The sequence below is a fragment of the Paucibacter sediminis genome, from assembly GCF_030254645.1.
In the GTDB taxonomy this organism is placed as follows: domain Bacteria; phylum Pseudomonadota; class Gammaproteobacteria; order Burkholderiales; family Burkholderiaceae_C; genus Paucibacter_B; species Paucibacter_B sediminis.
Window position 1 is genome coordinate 3,695,584 of sequence record NZ_CP116346.1, and the last position, 12,442, is coordinate 3,708,025.

General features: G+C 68.8%; 12 protein-coding genes. 5 read left to right on the top strand and 7 right to left on the bottom strand.

The window, feature by feature from the left end; translation table 11 throughout:
• On the top strand, positions 1-1,257 hold the full coding sequence (gene nirJ, locus PFX98_RS17155; protein WP_285231704.1) for a heme d1 biosynthesis radical SAM protein NirJ: 1,257 nt from the start codon (positions 1-3) through the stop codon (positions 1,255-1,257).
• A gap of 2 nt (positions 1,258-1,259) precedes the next feature.
• On the top strand, positions 1,260-2,873 hold the full coding sequence (locus tag PFX98_RS17160; protein ID WP_285231705.1) for a nitrite reductase: 1,614 nt from the start codon (positions 1,260-1,262) through the stop codon (positions 2,871-2,873).
• Positions 2,874-3,025: 152 nt separating this feature from the next.
• Here the strand turns inward: PFX98_RS17160 and PFX98_RS17165 are convergent, their stop codons facing one another.
• Positions 3,026-3,229 (bottom strand): hypothetical protein, encoded by a 204-nt coding sequence (locus PFX98_RS17165; RefSeq protein WP_285231706.1) that lies wholly within the window; start codon positions 3,227-3,229, stop codon positions 3,026-3,028.
• A 90-nt stretch (positions 3,230-3,319) separates the two neighbouring features.
• Here PFX98_RS17165 and PFX98_RS17170 point away from each other — a divergent pair, with 90 nt between their 5' ends.
• Positions 3,320-3,745: a YciI family protein gene (locus PFX98_RS17170; protein ID WP_285231707.1), complete on the top strand. Its 426-nt coding sequence runs from the start codon at positions 3,320-3,322 to the stop codon at positions 3,743-3,745.
• A gap of 16 nt (positions 3,746-3,761) precedes the next feature.
• On the opposite strand, the gene PFX98_RS17175 is transcribed toward PFX98_RS17170, so the two are convergent.
• The 4 genes from PFX98_RS17175 to PFX98_RS17190 all read right to left on the bottom strand — a co-directional run bounded on the left by PFX98_RS17175 (position 3,762) and on the right by PFX98_RS17190 (position 6,988).
• Positions 3,762-4,229, bottom strand: coding sequence for a RidA family protein (locus PFX98_RS17175; protein ID WP_285231708.1), 468 nt, complete (start codon positions 4,227-4,229; stop codon positions 3,762-3,764).
• A 48-nt stretch (positions 4,230-4,277) separates the two neighbouring features.
• Positions 4,278-4,817 carry a DUF924 family protein gene (locus tag PFX98_RS17180; RefSeq protein WP_285231709.1) on the bottom strand — a complete coding sequence of 180 codons (540 nt, stop codon included), beginning with the start codon at positions 4,815-4,817 and terminating at the stop codon, positions 4,278-4,280.
• A 103-nt stretch (positions 4,818-4,920) separates the two neighbouring features.
• The gene (locus PFX98_RS17185) at positions 4,921-5,244 is read right to left on the bottom strand and encodes a c-type cytochrome (protein WP_285231710.1); all 324 of its coding nucleotides are present in this window, start codon (positions 5,242-5,244) and stop codon (positions 4,921-4,923) included.
• Positions 5,245-5,263: 19 nt separating this feature from the next.
• Positions 5,264-6,988: a nitrite reductase gene (locus PFX98_RS17190; RefSeq protein WP_285231711.1), complete on the bottom strand. Its 1,725-nt coding sequence runs from the start codon at positions 6,986-6,988 to the stop codon at positions 5,264-5,266.
• Positions 6,989-7,175: 187 nt separating this feature from the next.
• Between PFX98_RS17190 and PFX98_RS17195 the strand changes: the two genes are divergently transcribed.
• Both PFX98_RS17195 and PFX98_RS17200 read left to right on the top strand, forming a co-directional pair.
• Positions 7,176-9,116 carry a TonB-dependent receptor plug domain-containing protein gene (locus tag PFX98_RS17195; protein WP_285231712.1) on the top strand — a complete coding sequence of 647 codons (1,941 nt, stop codon included), beginning with the start codon at positions 7,176-7,178 and terminating at the stop codon, positions 9,114-9,116.
• A 44-nt stretch (positions 9,117-9,160) separates the two neighbouring features.
• A complete protein-coding gene (locus PFX98_RS17200) occupies positions 9,161-9,574 on the top strand; it encodes a SirB2 family protein (RefSeq protein WP_285231714.1) in 414 nt (137 codons plus the stop codon).
• Here PFX98_RS17200 and PFX98_RS17205 read toward each other — a convergent pair.
• The gene (locus PFX98_RS17205; protein WP_285231715.1) at positions 9,522-10,676 is read right to left on the bottom strand and encodes an HPP family protein; all 1,155 of its coding nucleotides are present in this window, start codon (positions 10,674-10,676) and stop codon (positions 9,522-9,524) included. The genes PFX98_RS17200 and PFX98_RS17205 overlap by 53 nt on opposite strands.
• Positions 10,677-10,761: 85 nt before the next feature.
• The gene (locus PFX98_RS17210) at positions 10,762-12,372 is read right to left on the bottom strand and encodes a S8 family serine peptidase (RefSeq protein WP_285231716.1); all 1,611 of its coding nucleotides are present in this window, start codon (positions 12,370-12,372) and stop codon (positions 10,762-10,764) included.
• Between the last annotated feature and the right edge of the window lie 70 nt (positions 12,373-12,442).

The following is a 12,442-nucleotide window of genomic DNA, read 5'->3' on the forward strand; positions in this document are numbered from 1 at the left end:
ATGCTAAGAATCAGCCAATACCTGCGTGAAGTGGCCCAGGCCGAGCGCGACGGCGTGTATCCAGTGGTCGCAAGGAAAGGAACTTCGACCGGGCCCCTCGGCCCGGTCGTGATCTGGAACCTGACGCGCCGCTGCAACCTCACCTGCAAGCATTGCTATGCGCTCTCGGCCGATCACGACTATCCCGGCGAGCTCAGCTTTGCCGAGGTCGAGACGGTGATGCAGGACCTGCGCGCCCATGGCGTGCCGGTGCTCATCCTCTCCGGTGGCGAGCCGCTGCTGCGCCCCGACCTGTTCGAGATCGCCGCGCGCGCGCAGGCGCTGGGCTTCTACACCGCGCTCTCCACCAACGGCACCTTGATCGATGCGCCGATGGCGGCGCGCATTGCCGCGCAACGGTTCGACTATGTGGGCATCAGCATCGACGGTACGCGTGCCACGCACGACAAGTTCCGCCGCCTCGAGGGCGCTTACGACGCCTCGCTGAACGCGATCCGGCTGCTGCGCGAAGAGGGCGTCAAGACCGGCCTGCGCTACACCTTCACCGACCTCAACGGCCAGGACTTCCCGGCCCTGCTGCAGCTGATGCGCGACGAGCAGATCGACAAGTTCTACTTCTCACACCTCAACTACGCCGGCCGCGGCAATATCCACCGCGGCCGCGACGCGCATTTCCAGGCCACGCGCGATGCGCTGGACCTGCTCATCGAGACCGCCTGGCGCGATGCCCAGGCCGGCGTGGCGCGGGACTATGTCACCGGCAACAACGATGCCGACGGCGCCTACCTGCTGCGCTGGGTGGGCGCGCGTTTCCCGCAATGGGCGGCGCCGCTGCGCCAGCGCCTGGTGGCCTGGGGCGGCAATGCCTCGGGCGTGGGCGTGGCCAATATCGACAACCTCGGCGAGGTCCATCCCGACACCATGTGGTGGCATTACCCGCTGGGCAATGTGCGTCAGCGCCCCTTCTCGCAGATCTGGAGCGACCGCAGCGACCCGCTGATGGACGGCCTCAAGACCCGACCCCGCCCGGTGCAGGGCCGCTGCGCCGAATGCGAGCATTTCGCCCTGTGTGGCGGCAACACGCGCGTGCGCGCCCAGCAGATCACCGGCGATCTCTGGGCCGAGGACCCCGGCTGCTACCTGGACGACGCCGAGATCGGCCTCTCGGCCGAGGCGGCGGCGCGCCTCAGCGCGCGCGTGCAGCTGGAGCCTTTCAAGTACCGCGCCAAGACGGTTGCGCTTCACCCGGCGGCCTGACCATGAGCACCCTGCTGAAGATCCTCATCAAGCTGGGCCTGGCGCTGGCGCTGGTCAGCCTGGGCCTGGAGTACGGCCGCGCCCAGCCACTGCCGTCGCCATCAACGACGTCATCGCCCGATGCACCCGCCCTCTACCAGCAGCATTGCGCGGCCTGCCATGGCGCGCAGCGCCTGGGCGGCATGGGCCCGGCCTTGCTGCCCGAAAGCCTGGAACGCCTGCGCAAGCCCGAGGCCTTGAAGGTGATGGGGGCGGGGCGGCCGGCCACTCAGATGCAGGGCTTTGCCGGCAAGCTGAGCGAGGCCGAGCTGCAGGCCCTGGCCGCCTACATCTACCAGCCGGTGCAGCCCGCGCCGCAGTGGCGCGATGCCGACATCCAGGCCTCGCGCAGCTTTGATGCCGCCAGCCGCGACTGGCCGGCGCGCCCGCAATGGCGCGCCGATCCGATGAACCTCTTCGTGGTGGTGGAGGGTGGCGACCACCATGTCAGCCTGGTCGATGGCGACAGCTTCGAACCCATTCACCGCTTCGCCAGCCGCTTCGCCCTGCATGGCGGGCCCAAGTTCAGCCCGGACGGGCGCTATGTGTACTTCGGTTCGCGCGACGGCTGGATCAGCAAGTACGACCTCTGGAACCTCAAGCTGGTGGCCGAGGTGCGCGCCGGCATCAATATGCGCAATGTCGCGGTCAGCGGCGATGGCCGCTGGGTGATGGCCGCCAACTACCTGCCGCACACGGTGGTGCTGTTGGACGCCGACCTGCAACTGGTGAAGCGCTTCGATGCCAGGAGCCTGGACGGCCAGCAGAGCTCGCGCGTCTCGGCCGTCTACGATGCCGCGCCGCGGCGCAGCTTTGTGGTGGCGCTGAAGGACGTTGCCGAGCTCTGGGAGATCTCCTACGACCCCAAGGCCCCGCCCATCTACGACGGCCTGGTGCACGACTACCGCATGGCCGAGGCGATCGCCAAGCCCGGCTACCAGAACGCCCGCCGCACGCCGCTGGACGAGCCGCTGGACGACTTCTTCTTCGACGATGCCTACACCCATGTGCTGGGCGCCGCGCGGCCGCGCGCCGAGGGCAGCGCGATGCTGGGCCAGGTGGTCAACCTCGATGTGCGCCGCAAGATCAGCAACCTGCCGATCGCCGGCATGCCGCATCTGGGCTCGGGCATCAGCTTCGACTGGCAGGGCCGGCGCGTGATGGCCAGCCCGAATCTGAAGGATGGCCGCATCAGCGTGATCGACCTGAAGAACTGGAGCGCGCTGCGCGAGATCACTACCCCCGGCCCCGGCTTCTTCATGCGCAGCCACGCCAAGAGCCGCTACGCCTGGACCGACTCGATGATGAGCCCCGCGGCCAAGGACACGCTGAGCATCATCGACAAGCAGACCCTGGAGCTGGTGGCCCAGGTCAGGGAGCCCGGCAAGACCCTGGCCCATGTCGAATTCACCAAGGACGGCCGCTATGTGCTGGCCAGCCTCTGGGAAATGGACGGCGCCCTGATCGTCTACGACGCCGCCAGCTTCAAGGAAGTGAAGCGCATCCCCATGAGCAAGCCGGTGGGCAAGTACAACGTCTGGAACAAGATCAGCAGGGAGGAAGGGACCTCGCATTGAGGGGGCGGGATGGGGGCTTTGCGCGAAGCACTCACCCATCGCTCCCGGGGCGAGAGCCGCGCATTCATGTGCACGCCACGCACATCAAGGCGATCAAGGCTGCCTGGAACCACCACCTGCGGCAAGACCGGCCACACGGCCGAGAGCGCTTGCTATGGGCGATAGAAGTACGGGATCGCGCAGAGCACGATGCCCAGCGCCACCAGGCCCAGCAGATTGCTGACGAAGTAGGGGAATACCGCCAGCGCGATGCCGCACAGCAGCGGCACCGGCTTGCCCTGCTTCTTGCCATAGATGAAGTAGCCGGCGCCGATGGAGCCGAACAGCAGGCCCCAGAAGATGCTTGCGGTGTCCATGCGGCATTTTCACCTGTCGATGGCGTGCCGCGTCGTTCGTCGTGCGGATGTGACGACAATGCCGGCGCGAGCCGCCAACAGGAGACAGCAATGAAATTCATGGTGATGGTCAAGGCCGACCACAACAGCGAGGCCGGCGTGATGCCCAGCCAGGAGCTGCTGGCCGCGATGGGCCAGTTCAACGAGGAGTTGGTGAAGGCCGGCGTGATGCTGGCCGGCGAGGGCCTGCACCCCAGCAGCAAGGGCGCGCGCGTGCGCTTCTCGGGCACGGGGCGCAGCGTCATCGACGGGCCGTTTGCCGAGACCAAGGAACTGGTGGCCGGCTTCTGGATCTGGCGATGCGCCTCGCTGCAGGAGGCGATCGAATGGGTCAAGCGCTGCCCCAATCCGATGCTGGGCGATTCGGAGATCGAGATCCGCCAGGTCTTCGAGGCCGACGACTTCGGCGAGGCCTTCACGCCCGAGCTGCGCGAGCAGGAGGAGCGCCTGCGTGCGCAGGTGGCGGGGCAGGGCTGAGGCCGGCGGCGGCGCTTCAGGGCTGCCGCCGCACCTCGACGATGGCCTTGAGCGTCAGCGGCAGGCCCTTGCGCAGCGAGGCCACGCCTATCACCGAGCGCGCATGCATGCCGGCGGCGCCGAACACCTGGGCCAGCAGGTCCGAGGCGCCGTCCAGCACCTGGGCATGGTCCTCGAACTCGGGCGTGGTGTTGAGCGAACCCTGCAGGTCCACCACCCGCGCCACGCGGTCCAGCGAGCCCAGCTCGGCGCGTATCGCCGCCAGCAGCTCGATGCAGGCCGAGCGCGCCAGGGCATAGCCCTGGGCGGTGTCGTACTCGCGGCCCAGCCGGCCCTTGGGTACCTGGCCGTCCAGCGCCTGCGGCGCCTTGCCCGAGAGAAACAGCAGGTCGCCGGTCTGCACCGCGGCGGCGTAATTGCCGGCCGGCGCGCTGCCCGCGCCCAGCGCAATGCCAAGCTCGAGGATGCGTTGATCTGCACTCATGGGGGCTTCCTTCCTGGATTCACGGGTGGCGAACCATCCTGCCTTGGTTCAGAAGCTCGAGCCTGGCTGCTGCAGGAACTCGAGCTCCTCGGCGCTCGATGCCCGGCCGAGGATGGCGTTGCGATGCGGGTAGCGACCGAAGCGGTCGATGATGGCCTTGTGGCGCAGCTCGAACTGGAGGTTGTCGGGCAGGGCATGGGCGCGGTAGAGCTGCTCGGCGCGTTCATGCACCAGGCGCGACTCGCTGTGCATGAAGGGCAGCAGCAGGAAGCCGCGCTCCACGGCCTCGAGCCCGGCCAGCTCGCCGCGGGCCACCGCCTCCTGCGCCAGCACCAGGGCCATGCCGTCCTGGGCAAAGGCCTGGGGGCTGCCGCGGTAGGCGTTGCGTGAGAACTGGTCCAGCACCACGATCTCCGCCAGCCGGCCCTTGGGCTGGCTGCGCCAGGCCTCGCACTCGCCCTGGGCCGCGCGCCGCAAGACATCGCCGAAGCGCTGGCGTATCAGCGCGTCAAACAGCGGGTCCACCGCCCACCAGGCCTTGGGGGCGGTCTCTTCGAACCAGAAGTGCAGGATGTCTTGGGCTGTCATGAGCCCGCAGCATAGTGGCTTTGGCCGGCGTCTGCCGCCGGTGGCCCTGCACCATGAAAAAGGCGCCCGAAGGCGCCTTGCTGGAGGGTGATGGCACGCGGCCTCAACCGCCTTGCTTGAGGATCCAGCCGACCGAATCCTTCAGCTCGGCGTCGCCGATCTTGTCGGGCGGGTTGGGCGGCATCGGGATGGGCCCGTACACACCCTTGCCGCCGGCGCGCACCTTGGCCATCAGCGTGGCCGTGACGTCCTGGCCCTTGTACTTGTTGGCCACCTCCTTGAACGAGGGCCCCACCAGCTTTTTGTCCTTGGCATGGCAGGCCATGCAGCCGGCCTTGGTGAGGGCGGCCTCGTCGGCCTGGGCGGCGGGGGCGGCGGCCAGCAGGGCCGCCGCGAGGCTCCACAGCAGTTTGCTTGTTGTCGTCATCGTGCGGCCTTCTTTCTGCTCAATACACATCATGCTGCGTGTTGTAGACGTTGAACTTGCCGGTCGGCGTGATCAGGCGCGGGTCCTTGATGACGGTCTTGAGCTTGAGCGTCTTGTCGTCCACCACCACGATGGCGCTTTCCTTGTTCTTGGCCGACCAGACCGAGAACCAGACCTCGTCGCCCGCCTTGTTGTACTCGGGCTGCACCACGCGCTTGGCGCCGTCGTCCTTCAGGCCGGCCCACTCGGCGATCGGCAGCACCTTGAAGCCCTTGTCCAGCGCATTGATGTCGAACACCGCCACCGATTGCGAGATTGCGGCATCCGGGTTCAGCGGCGTGTCGGAGTAGAGGTGCTTGGACTGCGGGTGCGTCTTGATGAAGAGCGCGCCGCCGCCCTGGCCCTTGAGCTGCGCCACTTCCTTGAAGGCGTACTGCTTGTGCTTGACCGGGTCGGTGGCCACCAGCGAGATGGCCTCGTCGCCCAGGTGGCCGGTGCTCCAGACCGGGCCGAACTTCGGGTGCACGAAGTTGGCGCCGCGACCCGGGTGCGGGATCTTGCTCACTTCCACCAGCTGCACCAGCTTGTCTTCCTTGGCGTCCACCACGGCGATCTTGTTGCTCTGGTTAGCCGCCACCATGAAGTAGCGCTTGGTGCTGTCCCAGCCGCCGTCATGCAGGAAGCGGGCGGTGCCGATCTCGGTGGTCTTGAGCGCGTTCAGGTCGGTGTAGTCGACCATCAGCGTCTTGCCGGTCTCCTTCACGTTGACGATGAACTCGGGGCGGAAGTGGCTGGCCACGATGGAGGCGACGCGCGGCTCGGGGTGGTATTCCTGCTTGTCGACGGTGTTGCCGCGGGTCGAGACGATCTTCAGCGGCTCCAGCGTGTCGCCCTTCATGATGACGTACTGCGGCGGCCAGTAGGAGCCGGCGATCACCAGCTTGTCCTCATAACCCTTGTACTTGCTGGCTTCCACCGAGCGGGCTTCCAGGCCGACGCGGATCTCGGCCACGTTGTCGGGCTTCTCCATCCACAGGTCGATCATGTTGATCTTGGCATCGCGGCCGATCACGAACAGGTAGCGGCCCGAGGCCGAGGTGCGCGAGATGTGCACCGCATAGCCGGTCTTGACGATGTTGATGATCTGCTTGGTGTCGCCGTCGATCAGGGCCACCTCGCCGGTGTCGCGCAACGTGGTCGAGAAGATGTTCTCGATGTTGTACTTGTTCATCTTCTTGGTGGGGCGCTTCTCGGGCGGCACGATCACCTTCCAGGTGCCCTTCATGTCGGCCATGCCGAACTCGGGCGGCGTGGGCGCCTCATGCTGGATGTAGCGCGCCATCAGGTCCACCTGCTGCTCGGTCATCTCGCCCGAGGTCTGCCAGTTGGGCATGCCGGCCGGCGAGCCGTAGGCGATGAAGACCTTCAGGTAGTCGGTGCCCTTGCCCAGCGTGATGTCGGGGGTCAGCGGCTTGCCGGTGGCGCCCTTGCGTAGCACGCCGTGGCAGCCGGCGCAGCGCTCGAAGTAGATCTTGCGCGCAACGTCGAACTCGGCCATCGTCATCTGCGGGGCCTTTGGGTTGGTGCTTTGCACCATGGGCACGTCGGTCAGGGCCGAGGGTGCGGCGTGGTACTTCACATCGCCGGGGCTCACGTCCTTCTTCTCCTGTGCCTGGGCCGACAGGGGCAGTACGGCAAATGCCGCTGCGAGCATCAGCAGCTTGGCGGTGGGCAGCTTCTTCATGGTGACTCCTATGGGTTTGGGATCCAGCTTGTGACGGCATCGTCCTGCGCGCTGCCCCCAGCGTCCTTGAACTGGTTCAAGTCCCGGCCCGCTTGTTGCGCGTTTGCACGGGGAAACCCGAACTGGGTCAAGGTGCGTCTTGATATTTGTCGGCATGCTGGCGCTCATCATGTTCAACAAGAGCCCTATGAGACCCCTGCGCTACAGCCTGCCGACCCTCGCCGCCCTGGCCTGTCTGGGCACGGCCCGTGCCGAGCCCGAGCAGTTGCCGACCGTGCTGGTCTCGGCCACGCGCCACGCGATGAGCCTGGTGGACGCGCCCGCCGCGGTGAGCGTCATCAGCGCCGAGCAGATCGAGGCGCGCGGGGCCGACAACCTGCTGGAGGCGCTGCGCGGTGAGACCGGCATCAGCGTGTTCGGCCGCACCATCAGCGGCCGCAAGACGCTGAGCCTGCGCGGCATGGATGCGCGCCACACCCTGATCCTGGTGAACGGCAAGCGCGTCGGTGCCAGCGATGGCGTGATCGGGCATTCCGATTTCCAGCTCGACTGGGTGGCCGCCGACGACATCGAGCGCGTGGAAGTGGTGCGCGGCCCCTTGTCGGTGCTCTACGGCGCCGAGGCGCTGGGCGGCGTGGTCAACATCATCACGCGCCAGCCCGGCGAGCAATGGCAGGGCAGCGCGCGCCTGGAGGGCAGCCGGGCCGATGGCGGGCGTGGCGGCGACGGTCATCGCGCCTCGGCACGCCTGGCCGGCCCGCTGGTCGCCGGCCCGGATGGCGTGCGGGCGGCGCTGAGCCTGGCCGACACGCGCCGCGAGGCGGTGGCCTCCGGCCCGGACCCGCGCATCTCCGACATCGAGGGCCGCCACAAGCAGGACGCCGGCCTCACCCTGCAGTGGCAGCCGCAGCCCCAGCACCAACTCGAGCTGGAGGCGCGCGTCGGGCGCGAGCAGCGCGACGCGCTGGCGGTGGAGCGCAGCGGCAAGAAGCGTGTCTACGCGAGCGACACCCTGCTGGAGCGCCAGCACCTGATGCTGGGCTGGGAGGCGGACTGGGATGCCGCGCGCCATTGGCACAGCGTGGCGCGCGCCTATGCCAGTCGCATCGCGATGAGCAACGAGCGCAGCAACGGCGTGGCGGCGCTGCGGCCCAACACCCTGAACGACCAGGTGCTGGAGGCGCAGCTGAACGGGCACCTGAACGAGGCGCACTGGCTCACCACCGGCCTGGAGTGGCGCGAAGAAGCGCTGCGCAACGAGGGCCTGCCCGGCGGCGAGGCCCAGGCCCGCCATGCCGCGCTGTTCCTGCAGGACGAGTGGCGGCTGCAGCCGGCCCTGACCCTCACCGCCGGCCTGCGCCGCGACGAGCACCAGCGCTTCGGCGGTGTCTGGAGCCCGCGCCTCTACGGCGTCTGGCACCTTGCCAGGCGCTGGACGCTCAAGGGCGGCTACAGCGAGGGCTTCAAGCCGCCCACGCTCAAGCAGATCACGCCCGGCTACCAGGAAGACGAGGGCCCCTACACCTACCAGAGCAATCCGACCCTGCGGCCCGAGAAGAACCGCGCGCTGGAGCTCGGCCTGGGTTACGACAGCGGCGATGCCGGCGCCCAGCTGATGCTGTTCGACAACCGGGTGCGCGACCTGATCGTGCCGCTGCTGATCAGCAGCAGCGGCCCGCGCAGCCTGTTCCGCTTCGACAACATCGAGCGTGCGCGGCTGCGCGGCGCCGAGGCCTCGCTGCGCTGGCGCCTCGCCGGCGGCTTCGCCCTGGCCGCCAACTACCAGTACCTGGAGGCCACCGACGCGGCCGGCCAGCGCCTTGAGAAGCGCCCGCGCCATACCCTGGGGGCAGGTCTTGACTGGGCCGAGGGCCCCTGGCGTGCCGGCCTGCGCCTCGAGCGCAGCAGCGGCCAGCTGCTGGCCGCTGCGCAGCCGGGCCAGCCCCTGCAGCCGGTGCCGGCGCTCAATATGCTGGGCGCCAATGTGGGCCGCAGCCTGGGCGCGCAGCTGGCGCTGGACCTGGGCGTCAGCAACCTCGGCAATACCCAGCTGAGCGAACGCTCGCCGCTGTTCACCTGGGCCGAGGCGCCGCGCACCTGGCGCCTGGCGCTGCGCGGGCAGTGGTAGTCGTGGTGTTCGCGGCGGCGGCAGATCGGCGATGATGCCGGCCCATGAGCCTTTTGCTGCAAGCCCTCCAGGCTAACTACCCCCTCATCAAGAACCTGCACATCGGCCTGGTGAGCTGTAGCGGCACGCTGTTCGCGCTGCGCGGCCTGGGTGTGCTGGCGGGGGCGGCCTGGCCCATGCAGGCCTGGGCGCGCCGGCTGAGCGTCTGGATCGATGTGCTGCTGCTCAGCGCCGGCGTCAGCCTCTGGACCCTGCTGGGGCTGAACCCGGCGCGCGAGCATTGGCTGGGCGTCAAGCTCATGCTGCTGCTGGTCTACATCGTGCTCGGCAGCATCGCCCTCAAGCGGGGCCGCACGCGCGGTCAGCGCGCGCTGGGCTATCTGGCCGCGTTGGCGGTGTTCGGCTTCATGGTGACGGTGGCGCGCGCCCACCATCCGCTGGGTTGGCTGGCCGGCTGAGCGCGGCCACCACGTCCGACTGGGTGATCATGCCCAATAACTTCTTGCCGGGCCCGACGATGGGGATGTGGTGGTGGCCGGTGCTGCCGAACATCGGGATCAGCTCGGCCAGGTGACGGTCCACCTGGGCCACGCGCACCGAGCGCGTCATGATGTGGCCCACCAGCTCCTGCTTGCCGGTGCCCGAGCGCAGCGCCCAGTCGCGCAGCGCGCGCAAGCGGGTGTCGAAGCTGGCCTCGGGGCTGACCTCGGCGGCGCGCATGAAGTCCGCCGGCGTGACGATGCCCAGGATCTCGCCGTTCGCATCCACCACCGGCAGGGCCTTGATCTTGTGGGCGCGGAACAGCTGCCAGGCCTGTTGCAGGGGCGTGCTGTGCGTCACCGTGATGAGCTGGCGCGACATGATGTCGCCGCAGCGCAGGTCGGCCAGGCGGCGCTGGTAGCCCTGCAGCTGGGTGTCTTCGATGAGGGCGCGCAGCTCGTCGCGGCCGATGTCCAGCACCTGGTTGTAGCGCGCCAGCACCTCGTCCAGGTCGTGCTCGGCGGCCGGCGCGGCCGGGGCCGGGCGGTGCGGGTAGGGGCGGCGGGTGGCGTGGTTGTAGGCGATGCCGGCCAGCACCAGCAGCAGCGAGTTCAGCAATACCGGGTGCAGCGCGAACATGGGGTCGCGCACGCCGCTCAGCGCCACCAGCAGGGCCGAGGCGCCGCCGGGCGGATGCAGGCTGCGGGTGGCGATCATCAGCGCGATCGCGCCGCCCACCGCCGCCGCCGCGGCCCATTCGGGCGCCGCCACCCAGTGCACACAGGCCACGCCCACCAGGGCCGAGAGGCTGTTGCCGGCCACCACCGCCCAGGGCTGGGCCAGCGGGCTGTTGGGCACGGCAAACACCAGCACCGCGCTGGCCCCCATCGGCGCCACCAGCCAGGGCAGGGGCCCGGGGCCGGCCAGGGCATGGCAGAGCCAGGCGGTGAGCAGGATGCCGAGGGTGGCGCCGGCCACCACGCGCAGGCGCTCGCGCCAGTCGATCGCCAGGGGCTGGGGCCGCAGGGCCTGCAGCCATTGCAGCGCCGGGTGGCGTTGGGGGTCGGACGAGGTGGGCAAGAGCTGAGACGAAAAAAAGCGGGCCGCAAGGGCCCGCATGGTAGCCCGTCGCGGCCTCGCGGCCGCGGCGGGTGTGTTCAACGGCTCAGTTGCCGCAGCCGGTCTGGGCCAGGCGGTCGTAGGCCGCCTTGGCCTGCACCAGGCCGAAGCCGAACTCGGCGTCCTTGCCGGGCTTGCCCAGTTCCATCGCGCTGGCGTTCAGCACCTGGCGGATCTGCTTGGCGCTGCAGGTCGGGAAATGGCTCCACACCAGGGCGGCGACGCCGGAGACATGAGGCGTGGCCATCGAGGTGCCATTGAAGTAGGCGTACTCGGCCGGATCCGGCACCACGCTGACGGTGGCGGCCTGGCCGGTCAGGCCCATCAGCACCGCGCCGGTGGTGTCGGTGGTGCCGATCGAGGGGATGGTGGTGGGCGCGCCGCCCAGCGTGCCGAACAGCATGCCGGGGCGGTTGTTGTAGACCACCGCCGCCACGCCGCCGCTGAGCTGGCAACGCGTCACCTTCTCGGCAAAGCTGACCAGGCCGCGCTTGATCAGGCAGACCTTGCCCGCAGCGCCGGCGTCGTTGGCCGTGCCGAGACCGAAGTCATAGAGCGCCGCGGTGGCGCTGAGCCGGGGCGAGCCGGTCATGGCCGCCGCCGCGTAGCCCGTGCCGGCCACCGAGAGCTGGCCCAGCGATTCCAGATTGGGCGGGATGGTCGACAGCACGGCCACGCCCGGTGCGGCGATCTCGACGTCGTTGTTGACCTGCGAGAAGGCGGCGTGCGCCTTGTTGGCATCCAGCGCGGCCACCGACATCACTTCCTCGTAACCGGCCGGGTAGGAGGTGCTGGTATCGCCGTCATTGCCGGCGGCGGCGATCGTCAGCACGCCCTCGTTGAGCAGGGCGCGGAACACGCGGCGCTCGGCCTGGCTCGGGTCGCCACCACCCAGCGACATGCTGATGATGTTGGCGCCGGCGTCGGCACAGCGTGCCACGGCTTCCATCACCGTCGAGGAGGAGGCCGAGCCGGTGGCGTCGAACACCTTGGCGATGTGCAGCTTGAGCAGGGCGCTGCGGTTCACGCCCCACACGCCCAGGCCGTTGTTGCCCTCCGCCGCGATGGTGCCGGCCACATGGGTGCCGTGCGCGTTCTCGTCGCTGTCCCAGGTGCCCGAGCCGCTCAGGTTGTCGCCGCTGACATTGCCGTTGGTGAAGTTTCTCGCCAGGTCGGGGTGGTTGCGGTCAATGCCCGAATCCACGATGCAGAGCTTGCGGTTGCCGGTGAGCCCGTCGCTGACCCACATCGACTGCGTCATCTTGATGCCATAGGGCAGGACCTCAGTGCCGCTGGTCACTTCGTCGAGCACCGCCGACTGCGGCTGGACCATGCCTTCCATGGTGCGGGACGGCACGCCCAGCAGGCGGCGTTCCACATCGGGTTCGACGAAATCGACACTGGCGCTGGCCTGCAGGGCGGCCACGCCGGCCGCCGGCAGGCGCACCGCGAAGGCGCTGGCGCGACCGAGTTCACGCACGATCTTGCCGCCGGCGTTCAGCACCTCGGCGCGCACGGCGGCGGCCTTGCCGGCCTTGTAGGCCACGATCATGGCGTCCGGGGCGGGGGCGGCGGCCAGTGCCGCTGAGGTCGACAGGGCCAGTACCAGCAAGGTTGTTGCGCTCTGGATGGTCGACAGCTTGTTGAGCATGCTCATGATGGATCACTTCCTTGTTGGAAAGTTGAGGCCTCGACTGTCGCTGTGGGGCCAGCCGAGGTCCATCAGG

Coding starts and splice junctions, on each gene's coding strand:
- nirJ (WP_285231704.1), top strand. CDS start 1: ATGCTAAGAATCAGCCAATACCTGCGTGAAGTGGCCCAGGCCGAGCGC.
- PFX98_RS17160 (WP_285231705.1), top strand. CDS start 1,260: ATGAGCACCCTGCTGAAGATCCTCATCAAGCTGGGCCTGGCGCTGGCG.
- PFX98_RS17165 (WP_285231706.1), bottom strand. CDS start 3,229: ATGGACACCGCAAGCATCTTCTGGGGCCTGCTGTTCGGCTCCATCGGC.
- PFX98_RS17170 (WP_285231707.1), top strand. CDS start 3,320: ATGAAATTCATGGTGATGGTCAAGGCCGACCACAACAGCGAGGCCGGC.
- PFX98_RS17175 (WP_285231708.1), bottom strand. CDS start 4,229: ATGAGTGCAGATCAACGCATCCTCGAGCTTGGCATTGCGCTGGGCGCG.
- PFX98_RS17180 (WP_285231709.1), bottom strand. CDS start 4,817: ATGACAGCCCAAGACATCCTGCACTTCTGGTTCGAAGAGACCGCCCCC.
- PFX98_RS17185 (WP_285231710.1), bottom strand. CDS start 5,244: ATGACGACAACAAGCAAACTGCTGTGGAGCCTCGCGGCGGCCCTGCTG.
- PFX98_RS17190 (WP_285231711.1), bottom strand. CDS start 6,988: ATGAAGAAGCTGCCCACCGCCAAGCTGCTGATGCTCGCAGCGGCATTT.
- PFX98_RS17195 (WP_285231712.1), top strand. CDS start 7,176: ATGAGACCCCTGCGCTACAGCCTGCCGACCCTCGCCGCCCTGGCCTGT.
- PFX98_RS17200 (WP_285231714.1), top strand. CDS start 9,161: ATGAGCCTTTTGCTGCAAGCCCTCCAGGCTAACTACCCCCTCATCAAG.
- PFX98_RS17210 (WP_285231716.1), bottom strand. CDS start 12,372: ATGAGCATGCTCAACAAGCTGTCGACCATCCAGAGCGCAACAACCTTG.